Below are 20,966 nucleotides of genomic sequence, written 5' to 3' on the forward strand. Positions count from 1 at the left end.
GCGGCCCGCATCATGACCACCGCACTTGAGAAGACCACCGCTGCCAAGGACCGTCCGGCCCCCGGCACCCCGCTGCTCGAAGTCCGCGACCTGCACGTCGAGTTCAAGACCCGGGACGGCGTCGCCAAGGCCGTCAACGGCGTCAACTACTCGGTCGCGGCCGGCGAGACGCTGGCCGTGCTCGGCGAGTCCGGCTCCGGCAAGTCCGTCACCGCGCAGACCATCATGGGCATCCTCGACATGCCGCCCGGCCGGGTCACCGCGGGGGAGATCCTGTTCCGCGGCCAGGACATGCTGAAGATGTCGGGCGAGGAGCGCCGGAAGATTCGCGGCCGGAAGATCGCCATGATCTTCCAGGACGCGCTGTCCTCGCTCAACCCGGTGCTCTCGGTCGGCTACCAGCTCGGCGAGATGTTCCGCGTGCACGAGGGCGCCTCCAAGAAGGAGGCCAAGGCCAAGGCCATCGAGCTGATGGACCGGGTCCGGATCCCGGCCGCCGCCCAGCGGGTCGGCGACTTCCCGCACCAGTTCTCCGGCGGCATGCGCCAGCGCATCATGATCGCCATGGCGCTGGCCCTGGAGCCGGACCTGATCATCGCGGACGAGCCCACCACCGCGCTGGACGTCACCGTCCAGGCCCAGGTGATGGACCTGCTCGCCGAGCTCCAGGCCGAGTACCACATGGGCCTGATCCTGATCACCCACGACCTCGGCGTGGTCGCCGACGTCGCGGACAAGATCGCCGTCATGTACGCGGGCCGGATCGTCGAGACCGCCCCCGTCCACGACCTGTACGCCAAGCCCGCCCACCCCTACACCGAGGGCCTGCTCCGGTCGATCCCGCGACTGGACCAGAAGGGCGAGGAGCTGTACGCGATCAAGGGCCTGCCGCCCAACCTCTACAAGGTCCCGGCCGGCTGCGCGTTCAACCCGCGCTGCGACGTCGCCACCGACCTGTGCCGCACCGAGATCCCCGCCCTGCACCAGGTCACCGACCGGGAGGGTGCGGAGCTCGCCGGGCGCAAGAGCGCCTGCCACCTCTGGAAGGAGACCCTCCATGGCTGAGCCCATCCTGGAGGTCCGCGACCTGGTCAAGCACTACCCGCTGACCCAGGGCATCCTCTTCAAGAAGCAGGTCGGCGCGGTCAAGGCCGTCGACGGCATCTCCTTCACCCTGCACAAGGGCGAGACGCTCGGGATCGTCGGCGAGTCCGGCTGCGGCAAGTCCACGCTGGCCAAGGTCCTGATGAACCTGGAGCGGGCCACCGCCGGCCAGGTCTTCTACAAGGGCGAGGACATCTCCCGGCTCTCCGGCTCCGCGCTCAAGGCGGTGCGCCGCAACATCCAGATGGTCTTCCAGGACCCGTACACCTCGCTGAACCCCCGCATGACGGTGGGCGACATCATCGGCGAGCCGTACGAGATCCACCCCGAGGTCGCGCCCAAGGGCGACCGCCGCAAGGCGGTGCAGGACCTGCTGGACGTGGTCGGCCTGAACCCCGAGTACATCAACCGCTACCCGCACCAGTTCTCCGGCGGCCAGCGCCAGCGCATCGGCATCGCCCGCGGCCTCGCGCTCAAGCCGGAGGTCATCATCTGCGACGAGCCGGTCTCCGCGCTCGACGTGTCGGTGCAGGCCCAGGTGATCAACCTGCTGGAGCAGCTCCAGACGGACTTCGAGCTCTCCTACATGTTCATCGCGCACGACCTCTCGATCGTCCGGCACATCTCGGACCGGGTCGGCGTGATGTACCTCGGCAAGATGGTCGAGATCGGCACCGACCTGGAGATCTACGACCACGCCACCCACCCGTACACCCAGGCGCTGCTCTCCGCGGTGCCGGTGCCGGACCCGGCGGACCGGGAGAAGCGCGAGCGGATCATCCTCTCCGGCGACATCCCCTCCCCGGCCAACCCGCCGTCGGGCTGCCGCTTCCGCACCCGCTGCTGGAAGGCGGAGGAGCGCTGCTCCACCGAGCTCCCGCTGCTGGCCGTCCCCGAGCTGCTGGCCGGCGGCGCCAAGCACGAGTCGGCCTGCCACTTCGCGGCCGAGCGGGAGTCCGCCGCGGCGGCGTGACACCGCCGAGCAGCGCCGAGGGGGCACCGGGAGACACGCCCGGTGCCCCCTCGGCGTTCCTCCCCCGTCCGGCCCTACTGCGGTCGCGTCGCAACTGCACGGCCCTTCTCATGAGGTGAGATGCGTCATACACCCTCGAGGAGGAAGCTCCATGCCTGCAGGCACCCGTGTGCGCTGGGCCGTTGTCAGTGCGACGTCCGTGGCCCTGGTGGCCACGGGCTGTGGCAGCAGCGGCGGCGGTTCCGGCGGCGGCTCGTCCGACACCAGCAAGACCTTCACCTACCAGAGCAGTGAGCCGCAGAACCCGCTGCAGCCGGCCAATGCCAACGAGACCGGTGGCGGACGCATCGTGCAGAACCTGTTCAAGGGCCTGGCCGACTACGACCCGTCCAACGGCAAGCTGCGGATGCAGGTCGCGGACAAGATCGACACCAGCGACTCGCAGACCTACAACGTGACGCTGAAGTCGGGCTGGACCTTCCACGACGGCACGCCAGTGACCGCGAAGAGCTTCGTGGACGCCTGGAACTGGGCGGCCAACACCAACAACAACCAGATCAACAGCTCCTGGTTCTCCGACATCGAGGGCTACAAGGACGTCCACCCGGAGAGCGGCTCGCCGACCGCCGACAAGATGTCCGGCCTGACCGTCCAGGACGACACGCACTTCACGATCAAGCTGAACAACAAGGTCTCGTACTTCCCGTACAAGCTGGGGTACGTGGCCTTCTCGCCGCTGCCGGAGGGCTTCTTCAAGGACCCGGCGGGCTACGGGCAGAAGCCGGTCGGCAACGGGCCGTACGAGTTCGTGAGCTGGGACCACAACTCGCAGGTGGTCACCAAGACGTTCGCCAACTACCAGGGCGTGGACAAGCCGAAGAACGGCGGCGTCGTCTTCAAGATGTACACCACCGCCGAGGCCGCCTACGCGGACCTGCAGTCGAACAACCTGGACGTGATGGACCAGGTGCCGCCGTCGGCGCTGGCGAACTACAAGAACGACCTCGGCGACCGGGCGATCGACGCCCCGCAGGGCGCGATCCAGAACATCGGCTTCACCCTCTACCAGGCCGACTGGCAGGGCCAGGACAAGGCCAAGGTCCGGCAGGGCCTGTCGATGGCGATCGACCGCGACACCATCACCAAGACGGTGCTCCAGGGTTCGCGCAAGCCGGCCACCGCCTGGGTCGCCGAGGGCGTCGAGGGCTACAAGTCCGGTACCTGCGGCGACTTCTGCACCTACAACGCCGACAAGGCGAAGCAGCTGATCGCCGAGGGCGGCGGCGTCCCCGGCAACGCCATCAAGATCACGTACAACGCGGACGGCGGCCACAAGGAGTGGGTGGACGCGGTCTGCAACTCGATCCGGCAGGCGACCGGGGTGAACTGCAGCGGCGACCCGAAGACCGACTTCAAGACCGCCCGCGCGGCGATCACCGGGCACCAGATCAACGGCCTGTTCCGCACCGGCTGGGTGCAGGACTACCCGCTGAACGCCAACTTCCTGGCGGACGTCTACCGCACCGGCGCGGCCTCGAACGACACCGGCTACTCCAGCCCGGAGTTCGACAAGCTCGCCAACGAGGCCGACCAGGCGGCGTCGATCCAGGACACCGCGACCGGCTACCAGAAGGCCGAGGCCCAGCTGGCGATCGACATGCCGGCCATCCCGCTCTGGTACTACCGGACCAACTCCGGCTTCTCCACCAAGGTGCAGAACGTCACGTTCGACTCCTTCGGCAACCCGGCCTGGACCCAGGTCGAGGTCAAGGGCTGACCGTGCCCGGCGCCGGCCCCGTCCTCCCCGCACGGAGGGCGGGGCTCCGGTACTACGTCACCCCTTCGGAGGGAGGGCTCCCATGGGCCGTTACGTGCTACGCCGCGTGCTCCAGATGATCCCGGTGTTCTTCGGGGCCACGCTGCTGATCTTCCTGATGGTGTACAGCCTGCCGGGCGACCCGATCGCCGCGATGTTCGGCGACAAGGCGGCCGACCCGGCACAGGTGGCCAACCTGCAGCACAAGTACTACCTCGACCAGCCGCTGTGGAAGCAGTACCTGCACTACATGAACAACATCTTCCACCTGGACTTCGGCACCAGCTTCACCGGCCGCCCGGTCTCGGAGATCATGGCGGACGCCTTCCCGGTGACCATCCGGCTGGCCCTGGTCGCCTTCTTCTTCGAGATCTTCATCGGCCTGCCGCTGGGCCTGATCGCGGGCCTCTACCGCGGCAGCGTCGCCGACACCCTGGTGCTGCTGCTGACCCTGATCGTCATCTCGATCCCGGTCTTCGTGCTCGGCTACATCGCCCAGACGATCTTCGCCATCAACCTGGGCTGGGTGACGGCGACCGTCCAGGACTCGCGGGACATCAGCCAGTTGATCCTGCCGGGCCTGGTGCTGGCGTCCCTGTCGCTGGCGTACGTGGCCCGGCTCACCCGCACCTCGATCGGCGAGAACCTGCGCGCCGACTACATGCGCACCGCGGTGGCCAAGGGCCTGCCGCGGCACACCATCATCGGGCGGCACCTGCTGCGCAACTCGCTGATCCCGGTGGTGACCTTCCTGGGCACCGACCTGGGAGCGCTGATGGGCGGCGCGATCGTCACCGAGGGCATCTTCAACATCGCCGGCGTCGGCAACGTCCTCTACAAGGCGATCAGCCAGAAGGAAGGACCGACGGTCGTCGGCATCGTCACCGTGCTGGTGCTGGTCTACCTGGTCGCCAGCCTGGTCGTCGACCTGCTGTACGCCGTCCTGGACCCGAGGATCCGCTATGCCTGACCGGAACGGGGACATCCCCGACGACCACGACCCGCTGCGGAACATCCAGCCGACCGACAGCGACCACCTGGACTACGTGGGGCAGCAGGGGATGGCCGTCGAGCAGCAGACGCTGATCGAGCCCGACCCGGCCAAGCGGGAACAGGCCCGCAGCCTGTGGGGCGACGCCTGGCGGGACCTGCGCAAGCGGCCGACCTTCATCATCTCGGCGGTGCTGATCCTGCTGCTGATCGTGATCGCCGTCTTCCCGGGGCTGTTCACCGACACCGACCCCCGGGCCGCCGACCTGACCAACAACTACCTGCGCAAGCCCGACTACACCGACTTCTTCGGGGCCGGCTGGTTCGGCTACGACGGGCAGGGCCGCTCCATCTACGCCCGGGTGCTCTACGGGGCGCGGGCCTCGATCACCGTCGGCATCTGCGTCACCCTGGCGGTGACCGTCCTCGGCGGGCTGACCGGGATGACCGCCGGGTACTTCGGCGGCTGGGTCGACGCGGTGCTCTCCCGGCTCACCGACATCTTCTTCGGCATCCCGCTGCTGCTCGGCGCCCTGGTGCTGCTGAACGCGTTCGCCACCCGCAACGTGTGGTCGGTGGTCATCGCGCTGGCCGTGCTCGGCTGGACGCAGCTGGCCCGCGTGATGCGCGGCTCGGTGATCACCGTCAAGCAGTCCGACTACGTGGTCGCCGGGCGGGCGCTGGGCGCCGGCACCGGGCGGCTGATGTTCCGGCACATCCTGCCGAACGCGATCGCCCCGGTGATCGTGGTGGCGACCATCGCGCTGGGCGGCTACATCACGGCGGAGGCCACGCTGAGCTTCCTCGGCATCGGCCTGCAGGACCCGACCATCTCCTGGGGCGTGGACATCTCGTCCGCGCAGAAGGTGATCCGGCAGGCGCCGTTCGCCCTGTTCTTCCCGGCCGCCGCGCTCTCCGTCACCGTGCTGGCCTTCATCATGCTGGGCGACGCGGTGCGCGACGCCCTCGATCCGAAGCTGCGTTGAGCGAGGGGACAAGGCACATGACCACCGCCGCCGACCAGGCCCGCACGGCCCGCGAGGAACCCTTCACCGGGCCGCTGTTGGACGTGCGGGACCTGCACGTCGAGTTCAAGACCCGGGACGGCGTCGCCAGGGCCGTCAACGGCGTCAACTACACCGTCAGCGCGGGCGAGACGCTCGCCGTGCTGGGCGAGTCGGGCTCCGGCAAGTCCGTCACCGCGCAGGCCATCATGGGCATCCTGGACATGCCGCCGGCCAGCATCCCGCAGGGGGAGATCCTGTTCCGCGGCCGGGACATGCTCAAGATGCCGAAGGACGAGCGCCGGAAGATCCGCGGGCAGAAGATCGCCATGATCTTCCAGGACGCGCTCTCCTCGCTCAACCCGGTGCTCACCGTCGGGTACCAGCTCGGCGAGATGTTCCGCAAGCACCGCGGCGACAACCGCAAGGACGCCAAGGCCAAGGCCATCGAGCTGATGGACCGGGTCCGGATCCCCGCCGCCAAGGAACGGGTCAACGACTACCCGCACCAGTTCTCCGGCGGCATGCGCCAGCGCATCATGATCGCCATGGCGCTGGCCCTGGAGCCGGACCTGATCATCGCGGACGAGCCCACCACCGCGCTGGACGTCACCGTCCAGGCCCAGGTGATGGACCTGCTCGCCGAACTGCAGGCCGAGTACCACATGGGCCTGATCCTGATCACCCACGACCTCGGCGTGGTCGCCGACGTCGCGGACAAGATCGCCGTCATGTACGCGGGCCGGATCGTCGAGACCGCCCCCGTCCACGACCTGTACGCCAAGCCCGCCCACCCGTACACCCGGGGGCTGCTGGACTCCATCCCGCGGCTCGACCAGAAGGGCCAGGAGCTCTTCGCCATCAAGGGCCTGCCGCCCAACCTGCTGCGGATCCCGCCGGGCTGCGCGTTCAACCCGCGCTGCCCGCGGGCCCAGGACATCTGCCGGCAGGAGGTGCCGCCGCTGGCGCAGGTGACCGACGACGGCGGGACGCCGGTGGCCGGGCGGCGCAGCGCGTGCTTCTTCTGGAAGGAGACCCTCCGTGACGGTTAACGGTGCCACTCCGCTCGGGGCGACCACCCCCGAGGAGGTCGCGTTCGCCCAGGACGTGCCGCGCGGCGAACCCATCCTGGAAGTGCGCGACCTGCTCAAGCACTTCCCGCTCACCAAGGGCATCCTGTTCAAGAAGCAGGTCGGCGCGGTCAAGGCCGTCGACGGCGTCTCCTTCGACCTGATGCAGGGCGAGACGCTCGGCATCGTCGGCGAGTCCGGCTGCGGCAAGTCCACGCTCGCCAAGGTGCTGATGAACCTGGAACCCGCCACCGCCGGGTCGGTGAAGTACAAGGGCGAGGAGATCTCGCACCTGAGCGGCTCCGCGCTCAAGGCGGTGCGGCGCAACATCCAGATGGTCTTCCAGGACCCGTACACCTCGCTGAACCCCCGCATGACGGTGGGCGACATCATCGGAGAGCCGTACGAGATCCACCCCGAGGTGGCGCCCAAGGGCGACCGCCGCAAGGCGGTCCAGGACCTGCTGGACGTGGTCGGGCTGAACCCGGAGTACATCAACCGGTACCCGCACCAGTTCTCCGGCGGCCAGCGCCAGCGCATCGGCATCGCCCGCGGCCTCGCGCTCAAGCCGGAGATCATCATCTGCGACGAGCCGGTCTCGGCACTGGACGTGTCGGTGCAGGCGCAGGTGATCAACCTGCTGGAGCAGCTGCAGAGCGAGTTCAACCTGTCGTACATGTTCATCGCGCACGACCTCTCGATCGTCCGGCACATCTCCGACCGGGTCGGCGTGATGTACCTCGGGCGGATGGTCGAGATCGGCACCGACCTGGAGATCTACGACCACGCCACCCACCCGTACACCCAGGCGCTGCTCTCCGCGGTGCCGGTGCCCGACCCGAGCGCGCGGGAGCACCGGGACCGGATCGTGCTGACCGGCGACGTGCCCTCCCCGGCCAACCCGCCCTCCGGGTGCCGGTTCCGGACCAGGTGCTGGAAGGCGCAGGAGAAGTGCGCGAAGGAGGACCCGGCGCTGACCGTGCGGGACTGGCTGGAGGGGCGGGCCCGGCACGACTCGGCCTGCCACTTCGCCGGCGAGCGGGAGAACCTGGTCTGAGGCAACGGCGAAGGGCCCCACCGCGGAGCGGTGGGGCCCTTCGCCGTACGCGGCCGGGGGCTCAGACCTCGGCGCGCTGCGCGGGGACGGCCGGCGCGGCCTCCTCGGGGAAGTGGCAGGCCGTCAGGTGGCCGCCGGCGTTGCCGGAGAGCTGGATCAGCGGCGGCTCCTCCACCGAGCACTTCTCCTGCGCCTTCCAGCAGCGGGTGCGGAAGCGGCAGCCCGACGGCGGGTTGACCGGGGAGGGCACGTCGCCGGTCAGGCGGATGCGCTCGCGGTCGTCGTCCGGGTCGGCCTCCGGGACGGCGGACAGCAGCGCGTGGGTGTACGGGTGCCGGGGGGACTCGTACAGCGACTTGCGGTCGGCGATCTCGACGATCTTGCCGAGGTACATCACCGCGACGCGCTGCGAGAAGTGCCGCACCACCGACAGGTCGTGGGCGATGAACAGGAAGGCGATGCCCAGCTCGCGCTGCAGCTCCTGGAGCAGGTTGACCACCTGCGCCTGGATCGACACGTCCAGCGCCGAGACCGGCTCGTCCGCGACGATCAGCTTCGGGCTCAGCGACAGCGCGCGGGCCACGCCGATGCGCTGGCGCTGGCCGCCGGAGAACTCGTGCGGGAAGCGGTTGTAGTGCTCCGGGTTGAGGCCGACCGTCTCCAGCAGCTCCTGCACCCGGCGCTGCACGCCGCCCTTCGGGTTGATGCCGTTGATCTCCATCGGCGCGCCGATGATCGAGCCGACGGTGTGCCGCGGGTTCAGCGAGGAGTACGGGTCCTGGAAGATCATCTGGATCTCGGACCGGATCGGCGCCAGCGCCTTGCGGTCGGCGTGCGTGATGTCCTGGCCGGCGTAGCGGATCTCGCCGCCGGTCGGCTCCAGCAGCCGGGTCACCAGGCGGCCGGTGGTCGACTTGCCGCAGCCGGACTCGCCGACCAGGCCCACCGACTCGCCGGGGAAGACGTCCAGGTCCAGGCCGTCCACCGCGTGCACCGCGCCGACCTGGCGCTTGAACAGGAAGCCGTCCATCACCGGGAAGTGCTTCTGCAGGCCCTTGAGCGACAGCAGCGGGTCGCCGGGGGCGACGGCGGCCGGGGAGGCCGGCTTGAGGGTCAGTTCGTTGCTCATGGTGTCCCTCTCAGCCGAGCCGGGGCTTGATCTGGTCGATGAAGATGTCCTGCCGCTGCGCCGCGTTCAGGTGGCAGGCGGCGGCGTGCCCGGTGGCCGGGGAGAGCGCCGGGCGCTCCGAGGTGCAGCCGCCGCCGATGACCTGCTCGCGGTAGTCGCAGCGCGGGTTGAACGGGCAGCCGGACGGCAGGTTGATCAGGCTCGGCGGGGTGCCGCGGACCGGCCGCAGCGGCACGTCCACGTCGCCGGTCAGGCTCGGCATCGAGGCCAGCAGGCCCCATGTGTACGGGTGCTGAGGGGCCTTCAGCACCTCGCGGACGGTGCCGCGCTCCACGGCCCGGCCCGCGTACATCACCATGATGTCCTGGGCGGTCCGGGCGACCACGCCCAGGTCGTGGGTGATCAGGATGATCGCGGTGCCCATCTCCTGCTGGAGGTCCTTGAGCAGGTCCAGGATCTGGGCCTGCACGGTGACGTCCAGCGCGGTGGTCGGCTCGTCCGCGATGACCAGCTTCGGGTCGCAGACCAGCGACATGGCGATCATCGCGCGCTGGCGCATGCCGCCGGAGAACTGGTGCGGGTAGTCGTCGACCCGCAGGGTGGGCTGCGGGATGCCGACCTTGGTCAGCATCTCGATCGCCCGGTCCCGGGCCTCCTGCTTGGAGGCGCCGGTGTGCTTGCGGAAGGTCTCGCCGATCTGCTTGCCGATGGTGTGGAACGGCGACAGCGCGGTCAGCGGGTCCTGGAAGATCATCGACATCTTCTTGCCGCGGAGCTTCTCCAGCTCGCGGTTCGAGGTGCCGATCAGCTCCTGGCCGTCCAGCTTGATCGAGCCGGTGATCTCGGTCCGGTCCGGGTTGTGCAGGCCCAGCACGGCCAGGTTGGTCACCGACTTGCCGGAGCCGGACTCGCCGACGATGCCGAGCGTGGAGCCCGGGGCGACGTCGAAGGAGAGGTTGTCCACGGCCCGGACCACGCCGTCCTCGGTGCTGAAGCGGACCGAGAGGTCGCGGACTGAGAGGAACGGCGTGCCGCCGCTGCCGGCGGATGCCTCCTCGGGCTTGGCCAGGGTGGTCATGGACTGGGCTCCTCGGTGCGGTACGTGAGGTCGGGACTGCTGCTGGTCGGCCGGGGTGTGGCCGTCAGGCCAGGCGGATGCGCGGGTCGATCAGGGCGTAGGCGGCGTCGACGATGATGTTGAAGAAGACGATCAGGGTGGCGGCCACCACGGTGACGCCGACCAGCAGCGACAGGTCGGAGTCGTTGAAGGACTGGATCGCCAGCTGGCCCAGGCCGTGCAGGCTGAAGGTCGTCTCGGTGATGATGGCGCCGCCGAGCAGCACGCCCAGGTCGATGCCGAAGACGGTGACGATGGTGCCCATCGCGCCGCGCCAGGCGTAGCGCATGAAGACCGAGGTGCCGGACATGCCCTTGGCCCGGGCGGTCCGCACGTAGTCCTCGGACAGCTGCTCGACCATCGAGGAGCGGGTCATGCGGGTGTAGTTGGCGGTCCAGATCAGCGACAGCACGATCCACGGCACCAGCAGGCCGCCGGCCCAGCCGATCGGGTCCTTGGTGAACGGGACGTAGGTCGGCAGGTCCAGCAGGTCCGTGCTGTAGCAGAGCACCCAGAGCGCGAGCGGGCCGGCCACGTAGATCTGCATCGAGGAGGCCAGCAGCGAGAAGGAGCTGGCGATCTTGTCGGCGGCCTTGCCCTGCTTGTGCGCGGCCAGCATGCCGGTGCCGATGCCGAAGACCAGGAAGATCACGGCGGAGCCGACGGTCAGCGACAGGGTGGTCGGGAAGCGGTCCGCGAGGATGCCGCCGACCAGCTCCTTCTTGTCGAAGGAGTAACCGAAGCACGGGGCGCCGCAGTGCACGCCGTTGAAGGTGCCGCCGGTGAAGATGGTGCTCAGCCAGTTCCAGTACTGGACCGGCCACGAGTGGTCGAAGCCCATGTCGTGCCTGATCAGGGCGAGGTTCTCGGGCGTGCAGGTCTTGCCGCAGTAGAGCCGCGCCGGGTCCGCCGGGATCGCGAAGAACAGCGCATACGTGACCATCGAGACGATCAGCAGGATGACGAGAGCGCCGAGGGTTCGGCGGACGAGGAATCGGAGCATCGGACGGGGCTCTCCTGATCGGGGCGGGACACCGGCAGATCGTGCCGGTGCCCCGCCGTGAGCTACTGCTCGGTGACGACTACTACTTGACGTAGATGTTGAGCGGGGACTGCAGGCCGGCCAGGGTGTCGAACTTGACGCCGCCCAGGCCCGAGCCGTAGAGGCTCAGCGAACGCTGGTAGACGTCCGGGATCGAGACCGCCTTGTCCTGCAGCTTCTTGTCGATCGCGGCCCAGGCCTTGCCCTGCTCCACCGGGTCGGCGACCTTCACCGCGGCGTCGATCGCCGAGTTGATCTCCGGGTCGTTCAGGTGGGCGTAGTTGGAGGCACCGTCGGCGATGGCGCGGCCGTCCCAGACCGGCTGCAGCGAGGTGTAACCGGTCGGCCAGTCGGCGCCCCAGCCACCCCAGTACAGGTCGTACTCGTTGTTGGTCAGGCCGATGGCGTCGTAGTAGGTCTTCGAGTCCAGCGGCTTCGGGACGAACTTGAAGCCGGCCTTCTCCAGCGCGTCGCGGATCGCCTCGGTGACCTTCTGCTGCACCGGGGTGTTGTTGTACGCGTAGACGATGGGGGTGCCCACCGCGTTCGCCTCGGTCAGCAGCTGCTTGGCGGCGTCCGGGTCGCCCTGCGGCTTCTTGAGGATGCCGTACGGGTCGTAGGACTCGTAGCCCAGGACGGTCGGGCTCATGTACGCGGTGGCGTAGTCACCGTAGGAGGTGCCGCCCTGCAGCTGGCGGGTCTGCTGGTGCGGGAACGCCTTGATGAGCGCCTCGCGGACCTTCTGGTCCTTCACCCGGGTGTTGTTGATGTAGTAGTAGTCGACGTACGGGGTCAGGCCCTCGAGGGTGCGGGGCTTGAGCTTCTCGTCGGCCTTGACCTGGTCGATGTAGGTCGTGTGGACCTGGTTGTGGAACGAGAAGGCGTTCTTGTCGTCGCCGTTGTCCGCCATGAAGCGCTCGGTGGACTGCTGGGCCTGGACACCGAAGGTCATGTGCCACTTGTCCGGGTAGGCGTTCCGGATCGGGTCGGTGGCCGGGTCCCAGTTGGGGTTGCGCTCGAGGTCGAGCGAGCGGTCGGTGACGTGCTCGACGATCTGGTACGGGCCCGAGGAGAACGGCTTCTTGTCGTACTCCTCCTTGGTGTCGTTGGCCCGCGGCACGATGCCGTAACCGGTCATCGCCAGGGTGAAGTTGGCGTCGGTGTGGGCCTCGGGGAAGGTGATCACCACGGTCTTGTCGTCCGGGGTCTGCACCGAGTCCAGGCTCTTGCCGCCGTAGGGGCCCTCGTACGCCTCGCGGTACTTGTCGCCCGACAGCCAGGTCTGGATGTAGGTCGGGCCGGACTTGATGAACGAGGCGTAGGTGCGCTCGATCGAGTACTTGACGTCCGCCGAGGTGATCGGGGTGCCGTCCTGCCACTTCACGCCGTCCTTCAGCGTGAACTTCCAGGTCTTGCCGCCGTCGGTGGTGGTGCCGGTGTCGGTGGCGAGGTCGCCGACCAGCTTCTGCGAGCCGTCCGCGGCGGTCTTGTAGCCCGTCAGCTGACGGGTGAACAGCAGCGAGACCTCGCTGTTGTAGTTCATGTAGATCTGGGCCGGGTCGAGGTGCGAGAAGTCGTCGCGGTCGATCATGTTGACCGTGCCGCCCTTCTTCGCACCCGGCTCGGCGACGGCCGGACCCTTCGAGTCGTCGGCGGTGCCGACCGAGATCGTGGTGGTCTTGACCGGGGCCTTGGAGGCGCCGGCCTTGGTGCCGTCGCTGTTGCTGTGGCCGCTGGAGCACGCCGTGGTGACGGTCAGGGCCCCGGCCACGAGAATGGCGGCCGCGAGCCGCGTCTTGCGAGAGCTCATCTTCATCCTGCCTGGGATAGTTGTGCGGAAATCTTCGTGGGTGTGCCCGGGGCCTGGCTTACCCGTCCCCCCGGAGTCTTGAGGACCTGTCAGCGGTTGGTCTTCGGGTCGAACGCGTCCCGGACGGAGTCGCCGAGCAGGTTGAAGGCCAGAACGAACACCACCATGGCGAGGCCCGGGAAGAGCAGGAAGGTGACGTCGGTCCGGAGGTAGTTGGCGGCGTCGGCGATCATGCGGCCCCAGTCCGGGGTCGGCTCGGAGACACCCACGCCGAGGTAGGAGAGGCCGGCCTCGGCGGTGACGAACGCCGGCAGCGCGAGGGTGGACTGCACCAGGATCGGGGTCCACAGGTTGGGCAGGATCTCCTTGAAGATGATCCGCATCGGGGAGGCGCCGGTGACCTTGGCGGCCTCGATGAACTCCCGCTCGCGGAGCGACAGCGACACACCGCGCAGGATGCGGGCCAGGCCCATCCAGCCGAGCAGCGACAGCACGGTGGTGACCGCCACGAAGGGCAGCCAGCCCGGGTTCTTCTCGTTCGGGCTGACCAGCAGGCTGGTGACCACCGGCATGCAGGCGATCAGGAAGATCTGCGACGGGAACGACATCAGGACGTCGATCACCCGGCCGATGAAGTAGTCGACCTTCCCGCCCAGGTAGCCGGCCGCGATGCCGAGCGCGACACCGATCACGGTGGTCAGCAGCGAGGTGGCGACCGCGATGATCAGCGAGGTGCGGATGCCGTAGATCAGCAGGGTGAGGACGTCACGGCCGAGGCCCGGCTCGAGGCCGAACCAGAAGTCGCCGCTCATGCCGCCGTTGGGGCCGGTGGGCAGGCCCGAGTCGGTCAGCAGGGACACGTCGTCCTGGCCGTAGTGCGTCTCCGGGTTCTTGCCGTACAGCATGGAGATGACCGGGGCGAGGATCGCCACCGCGACGAAGAACAGCACGATGCAGGCGCTCACCACCCCGGTGCGGTCACGGAGGAAGCGGCGCCACATCAGCTTCCCGGGCGAGAGGCCGCGGAAGCCCGGATCGGCGGGCGTGTCGGCCGTGGCGTTGTCCGCGTGGTCCGACGTCGACCCGGGACGGGAGGTGTTCCCGTCCGTCGTGGCCCCAGTAGGCGTCGTCATGGTGCTAAAGCTCCCGACCGTGGTCCGTGCAGAAGCAAGGAGTAAGAACTTGGATGAATGGACTCTTGCAAGTCGTTTATCGAACGTCAAGAGTTCCCCAGTTGTCGGGGGCCCATTTCCTCCTTCGTGCTGGAATGTCAACCACTTCGTAGTTCTCGGACTCTTGACATCGACTCAGCGAGACGGTCAAAACCGGACAAACCCGAGCATGTGGCGTTCACATGTCCGTAACGATGCACGGTCAGCTCCGTTATCTGGACGCCGAGTTCGAACCCGTGATCACTTGACGCGCGTAGATCAAGTGTCCGTTTTGGCGGCCTTCAGGGCAAATGGCAGTCGCAATTGAGTGTCCGATTATCGGACATCGCTGTTTTCGGGCATGGCGGGGCGAATTCATGGGTAGGGGTCACCCAATTCGGGCGGCCCGGGGGGAGTCGCCCGACTGGCATTTTCTCGCCATTGGCGAGACTTCGCCGCGGCCGTTACTGCCGCGGTTGTTACTTCATCAGCCCGATGTTCTCGTAGACCACATCGCCGAGCCCGGTGGCGCCGATGTTGGCCAGCTCCTTGCGCACCCCGTAGATGGCCGGCCGCTGGTACAGCGGGACCAGTCCGGCGACCTGCCAGGCCTCGGTGTCGGCGCGGTTGAGCGCCGCCGTCTCGTCGTCCACCGTGTCGGCCTTCGCGGCGTCCGCCATCGCCTTGTCCAGCGTCTTGCTGCCGACCTGGGCCCAGTTGGAGCCGGAGTCCTGCTGGAAGGTGCTGATCGAGTTGGAGACCGGGAAGGGCGTGCCCAGCAGGGAGAAGGAGGTCAGGTCGAAGTCGTGCTTGTAGATGTAGCCGTCGAAGTACTCGCCGGCCGGCACGGTCTGCACCTGCACGGTCACCCCGACCGCGGCCAGCATCCGGGTGACCTCCTCGCTCTCGTTGGCGGCCAGGTTGTTCGCGGCCGGCGCCACGTAGCGCAGCACCAGCTCCTTGCCGTCCTTGCCGCGCACGCCGTTCGGGCCGGCCTTCCAGCCCAGCGAGTCGAGGGTGGCCCGGGCGGTGTCCGGGTCGAAGCGGCTCAGGCCGTTCGAGTTGTCCTGGTAGCCGTGCTGGGAGGGCACCAGGAAGTGGTTGTTCATCGGCACGTACGGCCAGTCCAGGCCGGCCAGGTCGGTGCGGGTGATCTCGGCCCGGTCGATCGCCTGGATCAGCGCCTGGCGCACCCGGGCGTCCTCCAGCAGCGGGCTCCTGCCGTTCAGCACCAGCTGGCGCAGGTTGGGGCCGCCCGCCCGGCGGACCTCGCCGCCCGCGGTGGACCGGATCAGCTTGTAGCCCTCGGTGTTGGGGCCGTTGTTGTAGAAGTCGACCTCGCCCTTGGCGAACGCCTCCGGCATCGCGCCGGTGTCGTACGCCCTGAAGACGATCTTGTCCAGCAGCGGCTTGTCACCCCACCAGCCCGGGTCGGCGACCGCGGTGACGGTGCGGGTCTTCGGGTCCATCGAGCCCACCTTGAAGGGGCCCGCGGTGACCGGGATGCGGTTCTTGAAGGAGGTGTTGAACAGCTCGGGGGTGGAGACGTACCGCTCGGGCAGCAGCGGGGCGTTGCCGGCGTTGTTGAACATCGCCTGCCACTCCGAGTACGGCTCCTTGAAGGTCATCACGGCCTGGTAGTCGTCCTGGCCGCGGACCACGCTCTCCACCTGGTCGAAGCCGTTGGTGGTGGCGGTCTTGTACGCCGGGTCCTGGCCGCCCAGCGCCTGCCAGTTCGCGCGCAGGTCGCGCCAGGTGATCGGGGTGCCGTCGGACCAGTGCGCCTTCGGGTTCAGCGTCCACACCACGACCTGCTTGCCCTGCTGCAGCTCGCTCCTCACGTCGGTGAGGTACGCCGGGTTCGGGGTCTGCACGCCGCCGGCGTCGGAGCGCCAGAAGGTCGGCAGCAGCGCCTTGACCACGTCGTTGGTGGACGCCTCGGAGCCGTCCGCCTGGACCGGGTTCCACTGGGTGGAGTACTGGTCGATCGCCCAGGTCAGGGTGCCGCCCTGGCGCAGCTCGGCGCGCGGCCGGGCGTTCATCTCCTGCTGGGTCATCCGCGGCGCGTCGCCGCCCGCCCCGGCCGCGGCGGCCGGGGAGCGCCGGCGGCGGAGCCCGCGGTGGAGCTGCACGAGCAGAGCGCGACGGACAGCGCCGCCACCGTGGCGGTCAGGGCGAGCGGGAGGAAGCGGGGTCTCGGCACGCGGCACATCTTGCGTACCGGTGAACTGACTTGTCGACCTGCGGCGGATCAAGTATTGGTAACGCGACGTGGCCGCCCGGTTGCGGCGTCCGTTTCGTCCCGTTCCGTGACGCCAGTGGCGAGGATTCGCCAGCGCGGCCGGGGCGCCCGGTGGGGCACCCCGGCCGCGCCGGTGCGGTGACGGAGCGTCAGGCCGGGATCTTGACCGTGCGGTCCTTGCCGGTCTTCGAGACGCCCTGGCCGATGGCGTCCGCGACGTCCTGCGCGGTGATCGGCCCCTGCTGGCCGTTGTGGGTCGTCTTCACCTTGTCGAAGACGGTGCCGACGGCGGCGGCCAGCTTGTCCAGGTCCCACTTGAGGACCACGGTGCCGGACGCGTCCGGGGCCAGCACCAGCGCGTCGGCGGCGGTGTTGCGGCCGAAGGCGAACTGCTTGCCGCCCGCGGTGACCGTGACGTTGCCGTTCAGCACCTGCTTGCCCAGGTCGTCGGCGGCGGCCTGGAGCGCGTCCTGGCCGACCTTCGGCTGCGCGTCGGCCACCGGCAGCGCCACCTCGGTGTCCGCCTGGCCGGCCGCCCGGCCGCGGTACGCCTGCTCGACCAGGTCGGCGGCGGCCGCCGAGTCCAGCGCCTTGCCGCCCGCGCCCGGGACCACCTCGGTGCCGCCGCTCTTGGTGAACCGGACGTAGCCCTCCTGGAGGCTCTGCCCGGACTTGGCGCCCAGGTCGTCCAGCGCGGCCTTCAGCTTCGCCCGGTCGACCCGGACCTGCGGCTCGACGGCCTTGGCGCTGCCGGTCAGCGAACCCAGCACCTCGACCGGGTTGTAGCTGTGCTTGGTCAGCGCGTCCACCGTCGCCGTGGTGTCGAAGCTCAGCCCGGCGCTGGCCGGGTCCAGGGTGGCCGACTGGTCGCCGATCTTCACCCGGATCGGCTGCTGCCCGGCCTTGCCGACCGAGCCGTCCAGCGCGGTCACCGCCTGGTCGCGGGAGTCGCCGCCGATGTCGGTGCCCAGCACCGTGGTGCCCTTGGGGATGTCCGACTGGTTCATCATCAGGCCCGCGCCGTACACGGCCGCGCCGAGGAACAGCACGCCGCCGAGACCGGTCACGACCAGCTTCCGGCCCCGGCCGCCCTTCTTCCGGGCCGCGGGCTCCTCCTCCTCGGCGGCCTCCCGGGCCGCAGCCGCCGCGGCCGCCGCCTCGGGCGACGGCTCGCGCTTGGGCGTCGCGGCCCGCGAACCGCCCGGGAACGGCTGCGCCGCGGGCAGGTCGGCGAACCGGCCGCCGCTGCCGTCGCCGGCCGGGCGGGACTGGGCCTGCGCCGGGGACTGGGACTTCGGCTCCTCGGCGAACGGGTCGCCGCCGTTCGGGGACTTCAGGAACAGCTGGGTGGTCGGCGGGTCCGATATGGCGGCGCCCGGGGCGGGCTCCTCGCCGGTGACCGGGTCGAAACCGCCGATCTGGGTGTCCTCCGGCTCCCCGGCGGCCCCCGTCGCCCCGGGGCGCTGCTCGCCGCGCGGACCGGGACCGGCGGCGAACGGGCCGGCCTGGGCCTGGCCCTGGCCGGGGCGCGGGGCGGTGAACGGGTCGTCGGCGGCGGCCGCCGCCCGGTTCGCGCGGCGAGCAGCGTCCTGCGGGTGCTGGGCCTGGGCCTGCCGGCCCGGCTGCTGGGCGAACGGGTCCTGCGCGAACGGGTCCTGCGGGCCGGGCGCGGCCATCGGCTGCTGCTGGGCCCGGCCCGGCCGGCCCGGCTGCTGCCCGAACGGGTCCTGGGCGAACGGGTCCTGCGCGGCGGCGGCCTGGAACGGGTCGCCCTGCTGCGGCAGCGGGTGGCCGCCGGTGCGCGAGGACACCGCCGGGTCGGCCGGGGCGAACGGCGAGGCGGGCGCGCCGGACGGGCGCGGCGCAGGCTGCTGGGCGGCCTGCGGGGCCCCCGCGGCGGGCTGGGCCGGCCCCGCCGGGGCGGCGGCCGGGGCGGGCTCCGGACGGCCCTTCTGGCGCGGCTTGAACCACTCGCCGGTGGAATCCGACTCGGACGCCTTCGCCGCGGCCTTGGGCGCGGCCGGCTCCTGCCACTCCGGCGGCAGGGTCGGCGGGGTGCCGGTGCGGCCCCCGCTGTCCATCACGCCGAGCACCGGGTCGCCGGCGCCGCCGCGGTGGCGCGGCCCGGACGGCTCGGCGGGCTGCTCGTCCTTGACCTTGCTCTGCACCACGACCGGCGGGATCGGCCGGGAACCGGGGATGTTGATCCGCACCCGGGTGGTCAGCGTGGTCTCCGTCGTCTTCGGCGCGTCGGCCTCGTCGGCGCGCGGACCGGGAGCGGTCCGTCCGGCGGCCGGGTCCGCGCCGAGCCCACCGGGCACACCGGTGCCGTACGGCGGGGTGCCCGACGGGTACGCGTCGGGGCCGCCGCGGCGGGGCTGCGGTTGGGCGTTGTCAGATTCGCGGCTGCTCAATGCTGCTCTGCTCCGGGTTCGCGGCCGGGCCGGCCGGGCCGTCCGCTGCGTATGGGGCGGGTGACCACCGGACGACGGCGTGCGGCCGTGCGGCGGGCTACCGGCCCCGGGGACATCAGCTGTTCACGTGTCGGCTGCGGCGAGCGCCCCCGCCACGCGAGTGGTGCCGAAGCTACCGTCCGACCCGGCCGGGCCGGACGGTGGGGTGGCCCGCCGGGGCACCACCTTACCGACAAGGGTTCCGGGCCGGAGGACGACCGGGGGATCCCCTTGGTCCGGATCACCCCGGTATGCGCTAGCGGTCGCCGCCCCTGACGGTCCGTCGGGGCTCCGGCGCCGGTACGCCGAACAGGAAGCCGGAGCGGGTCGGCAGGGTCGCGCAGACCACGCCGAGCACCGCGCCGCCGAACAGGTACAGGTACGCGGACGGCGTCGCGGAGAGCACCAGGTCACCCTCCGGGCGGGGCGCCAGCAGCACCGCCAGCACCAGGAACCAGCCGCCCAGCGCGCACCCCGCGCCGAGCTTGGTGCCGGTCGCCCGCAGCCCGCCGTAGAACAGCCCGGCGCAGGCCGCCAGCGCCAGCACCACGCCGAAGCCGCCCCACAGGGTCTGCACGAAAGCTCCGCACACCGACACCGCGGCGCCGAGCAGGAACAGCAGCACGTACACGGCGACCCGGACGCCGCGCGGCGGCATCCGCTCGGCCAGGCGCTGCTCGCGGGTGCCGAGCAGGGCGTGCAGGAACCTCACAGCTCCACCCCCGCGAACAGGTCGGTCTCCGGGGCGCCGGGGCCGAGCGCGCCGCGCACCAGTTCGTAGTGCTCGGTGGCCAGCAGCGGCTGCCCGAGGTGGTTGCTGAGCGCGAAGTGCCGCCCGGCCACGGTGATCTGGGTGGCGTGCGCGCGCATCGCGGCGGCCTTCGCCCCGGCGTGCGCGGCGTTGTCCAGGACGGTGGTGACCGTCCGGTCGTCCACCACGCCCGGGATCTGGTCGACCGGGGCGGTGCCCTCGAACGGCGCCTCGGCGGCGGTGGTGGCCAGCGCGGCCTCGATCACCGAGCGGGGCATCCGGTTGTAGTAGACCTTGGCGATCCGCCAGGGCGCGCCCAGCTCCGGGCCGAAGGCCGGGTCGGCGGCCAGCTCGTAGCCGCGCAGCGCCACCCGGTGCGCCTGGATGTGGTCGGGGTGGCCGTAGCCGCCGTTCTCGTCGTACGTCACCAGCACCTGCGGCCGGACCTCGCGGATCACCGCGGCCAGCAGGCCGGCCGCCTCGTCCACGTCCGCCCGCCAGAAGCAGGACGGGTCGTCGTTGTCCGCGACGCCCATCATCCCGGAGTCCCGCCAGCGGCCCGGGCCGCCCAGGAAGCGGTGGTCGGTGACGCCCAACTCGCGCATCGCGGCGGCCAGTTCGCCGATCCGGTGCTCGCCCAGGGTGTTGTCGCGGCCCTGCTCCAGGTGGGCCAGCTCCGGCGGGATCACCTCGCCGCCCTCGCCCAGCGTGCAGGTCACCAGGGTGACCCGGACGCCCTCGGCCGCGTACCGGGCCATCGTGGAGCCGTTGTTGATCGACTCGTCGTCGGGATGGGCGTGCACCAGCAGCAGCCCGCGCGCGTCGGCCGGAGGTACGGAGGTCATGTCCGGCAGCTTAACGGCCCGCCCGGAGGGGACTCCCCAGGCAGGCCCACGCGCACCGCGGACTAGAGGTTCAGGCCGTTGAGCATCCCGGCCAGGTTGGCCGTCACCTGCTGGATCGACGGCGCGATCGAGCTGGACGCCAGGTAGAAGCCGAGCAGCGCGCACACCAGCGCGTGGCTCACCTTCAGGCTCGACCGGCGGACCAGGACCACGACCACGACCAGCATCAGCACGACGGCGGAGACGGACAAAGCCATGACGGCTCACACCCTTCCTCGGGTGCGCGGCCCCGGGGACGGGGCAGCGGGCGGAACGATGGTCCACTGATACCCGATCGGTGACGCCGAGGTGACGTTCCGTGAGCCCGCCCGGGGTGTCGCGCCCCGGGCGCGGCCCGCTGCGCCCCCGGTCA

The 20,966-nt window shown here is 70.2% G+C and carries 17 protein-coding genes; 7 read left to right on the forward strand and 10 right to left on the reverse strand.

All coding sequences use genetic code 11. From position 1 onward, the window contains the following. Positions 1-12: 12 nt before the first annotated feature. The 7 genes from OU787_RS20500 (at position 13) to OU787_RS20530 (ending at position 8,014) form a co-directional block, all read left to right on the forward strand. A complete protein-coding gene (locus OU787_RS20500; protein WP_268660246.1) occupies positions 13-1,065 on the forward strand; it encodes an ABC transporter ATP-binding protein in 1,053 nt (350 codons plus the stop codon). After that, positions 1,058-2,077: an ABC transporter ATP-binding protein gene (locus tag OU787_RS20505; RefSeq protein ID WP_030459986.1), complete on the forward strand. Its 1,020-nt coding sequence runs from the start codon at positions 1,058-1,060 to the stop codon at positions 2,075-2,077. Before OU787_RS20500 ends, OU787_RS20505 begins: the two co-directional genes overlap by 8 nt. Before the next feature lie 151 nt (positions 2,078-2,228). After that, complete coding sequence (locus OU787_RS20510; RefSeq protein WP_030459904.1) at positions 2,229-3,854, forward strand: peptide ABC transporter substrate-binding protein; 1,626 nt, start codon at positions 2,229-2,231, stop codon at positions 3,852-3,854. 82 nt (positions 3,855-3,936) lie between these two features. Further along, positions 3,937-4,863, forward strand: a complete 927-nt coding sequence (locus OU787_RS20515; RefSeq protein ID WP_030459905.1) for an ABC transporter permease — start codon at positions 3,937-3,939, stop codon at positions 4,861-4,863. A 91-nt stretch (positions 4,864-4,954) separates the two neighbouring features. Then, positions 4,955-5,869, forward strand: a complete 915-nt coding sequence (locus tag OU787_RS20520; RefSeq protein ID WP_051816904.1) for an ABC transporter permease — start codon at positions 4,955-4,957, stop codon at positions 5,867-5,869. A 17-nt stretch (positions 5,870-5,886) separates the two neighbouring features. Then, entirely contained in the window at positions 5,887-6,939 is a 1,053-nt protein-coding gene (locus tag OU787_RS20525) for an ABC transporter ATP-binding protein (protein WP_268660247.1), read from the forward strand. A gap of 55 nt (positions 6,940-6,994) precedes the next feature. Then, the gene (locus tag OU787_RS20530) at positions 6,995-8,014 is read left to right on the forward strand and encodes an ABC transporter ATP-binding protein (protein WP_157852312.1); all 1,020 of its coding nucleotides are present in this window, start codon (positions 6,995-6,997) and stop codon (positions 8,012-8,014) included. 61 nt (positions 8,015-8,075) lie between these two features. On the opposite strand, the gene OU787_RS20535 is transcribed toward OU787_RS20530, so the two are convergent. The 10 genes from OU787_RS20535 to OU787_RS20580 all read right to left on the reverse strand — a co-directional run bounded on the left by OU787_RS20535 (position 8,076) and on the right by OU787_RS20580 (position 20,811). Further along, entirely contained in the window at positions 8,076-9,143 is a 1,068-nt protein-coding gene (locus OU787_RS20535; RefSeq protein ID WP_030459908.1) for an ABC transporter ATP-binding protein, read from the reverse strand. A gap of 10 nt (positions 9,144-9,153) precedes the next feature. Beyond that, positions 9,154-10,221 carry an ABC transporter ATP-binding protein gene (locus tag OU787_RS20540; RefSeq protein WP_030459909.1) on the reverse strand — a complete coding sequence of 356 codons (1,068 nt, stop codon included), beginning with the start codon at positions 10,219-10,221 and terminating at the stop codon, positions 9,154-9,156. A gap of 64 nt (positions 10,222-10,285) precedes the next feature. Beyond that, positions 10,286-11,263 (reverse strand): ABC transporter permease, encoded by a 978-nt coding sequence (locus tag OU787_RS20545; protein ID WP_030459910.1) that lies wholly within the window; start codon positions 11,261-11,263, stop codon positions 10,286-10,288. An 82-nt stretch (positions 11,264-11,345) separates the two neighbouring features. Then, positions 11,346-13,112, reverse strand: coding sequence for an ABC transporter substrate-binding protein (locus OU787_RS20550; protein ID WP_051816891.1), 1,767 nt, complete (start codon positions 13,110-13,112; stop codon positions 11,346-11,348). A gap of 89 nt (positions 13,113-13,201) precedes the next feature. Next, on the reverse strand, positions 13,202-14,245 hold the full coding sequence (locus OU787_RS20555; protein ID WP_030459912.1) for an ABC transporter permease: 1,044 nt from the start codon (positions 14,243-14,245) through the stop codon (positions 13,202-13,204). 497 nt (positions 14,246-14,742) lie between these two features. Then, positions 14,743-16,395 (reverse strand): ABC transporter family substrate-binding protein, encoded by a 1,653-nt coding sequence (locus OU787_RS20560; protein ID WP_268660248.1) that lies wholly within the window; start codon positions 16,393-16,395, stop codon positions 14,743-14,745. Between the two features lie 259 nt (positions 16,396-16,654). Further along, a complete protein-coding gene (locus tag OU787_RS20565) occupies positions 16,655-18,919 on the reverse strand; it encodes a peptidoglycan binding domain-containing protein (protein ID WP_030459914.1) in 2,265 nt (754 codons plus the stop codon). A 295-nt stretch (positions 18,920-19,214) separates the two neighbouring features. Beyond that, complete coding sequence (locus tag OU787_RS20570) at positions 19,215-19,670, reverse strand: DUF6113 family protein (protein ID WP_063759609.1); 456 nt, start codon at positions 19,668-19,670, stop codon at positions 19,215-19,217. Further along, complete coding sequence (gene mshB, locus OU787_RS20575) at positions 19,667-20,554, reverse strand: N-acetyl-1-D-myo-inositol-2-amino-2-deoxy-alpha-D-glucopyranoside deacetylase (RefSeq protein ID WP_030459916.1); 888 nt, start codon at positions 20,552-20,554, stop codon at positions 19,667-19,669. The genes OU787_RS20570 and mshB overlap by 4 nt, the downstream gene beginning before the upstream one ends. Before the next feature lie 62 nt (positions 20,555-20,616). Then, positions 20,617-20,811 carry a DUF2304 family protein gene (locus OU787_RS20580; RefSeq protein WP_030459917.1) on the reverse strand — a complete coding sequence of 65 codons (195 nt, stop codon included), beginning with the start codon at positions 20,809-20,811 and terminating at the stop codon, positions 20,617-20,619. Positions 20,812-20,966: the final 155 nt, after the last annotated feature.

The organism is Kitasatospora sp. YST-16 (assembly GCF_026802215.1).
Classification (GTDB): Bacteria; Actinomycetota; Actinomycetes; order Streptomycetales; family Streptomycetaceae; genus Kitasatospora; species Kitasatospora cineracea.

Excerpts from the sequence above, each read along its gene's own strand:
- OU787_RS20500 (WP_268660246.1), top strand. The coding sequence starts at position 13 with ATGACCACCGCACTTGAGAAGACCACCGCTGCCAAGGACCGTCCGGCC.
- OU787_RS20505 (WP_030459986.1), top strand. The coding sequence starts at position 1,058 with ATGGCTGAGCCCATCCTGGAGGTCCGCGACCTGGTCAAGCACTACCCG.
- OU787_RS20510 (WP_030459904.1), top strand. The coding sequence starts at position 2,229 with ATGCCTGCAGGCACCCGTGTGCGCTGGGCCGTTGTCAGTGCGACGTCC.
- OU787_RS20515 (WP_030459905.1), top strand. The coding sequence starts at position 3,937 with ATGGGCCGTTACGTGCTACGCCGCGTGCTCCAGATGATCCCGGTGTTC.
- OU787_RS20520 (WP_051816904.1), top strand. The coding sequence starts at position 4,955 with ATGGCCGTCGAGCAGCAGACGCTGATCGAGCCCGACCCGGCCAAGCGG.
- OU787_RS20525 (WP_268660247.1), top strand. The coding sequence starts at position 5,887 with ATGACCACCGCCGCCGACCAGGCCCGCACGGCCCGCGAGGAACCCTTC.
- OU787_RS20535 (WP_030459908.1), bottom strand. The coding sequence starts at position 9,143 with ATGAGCAACGAACTGACCCTCAAGCCGGCCTCCCCGGCCGCCGTCGCC.
- OU787_RS20540 (WP_030459909.1), bottom strand. The coding sequence starts at position 10,221 with ATGACCACCCTGGCCAAGCCCGAGGAGGCATCCGCCGGCAGCGGCGGC.
- OU787_RS20545 (WP_030459910.1), bottom strand. The coding sequence starts at position 11,263 with ATGCTCCGATTCCTCGTCCGCCGAACCCTCGGCGCTCTCGTCATCCTG.
- OU787_RS20550 (WP_051816891.1), bottom strand. The coding sequence starts at position 13,112 with ATGAGCTCTCGCAAGACGCGGCTCGCGGCCGCCATTCTCGTGGCCGGG.
- OU787_RS20555 (WP_030459912.1), bottom strand. The coding sequence starts at position 14,245 with ATGACGACGCCTACTGGGGCCACGACGGACGGGAACACCTCCCGTCCC.
- mshB (WP_030459916.1), bottom strand. The coding sequence starts at position 20,554 with ATGACCTCCGTACCTCCGGCCGACGCGCGCGGGCTGCTGCTGGTGCAC.
- OU787_RS20580 (WP_030459917.1), bottom strand. The coding sequence starts at position 20,811 with ATGGCTTTGTCCGTCTCCGCCGTCGTGCTGATGCTGGTCGTGGTCGTG.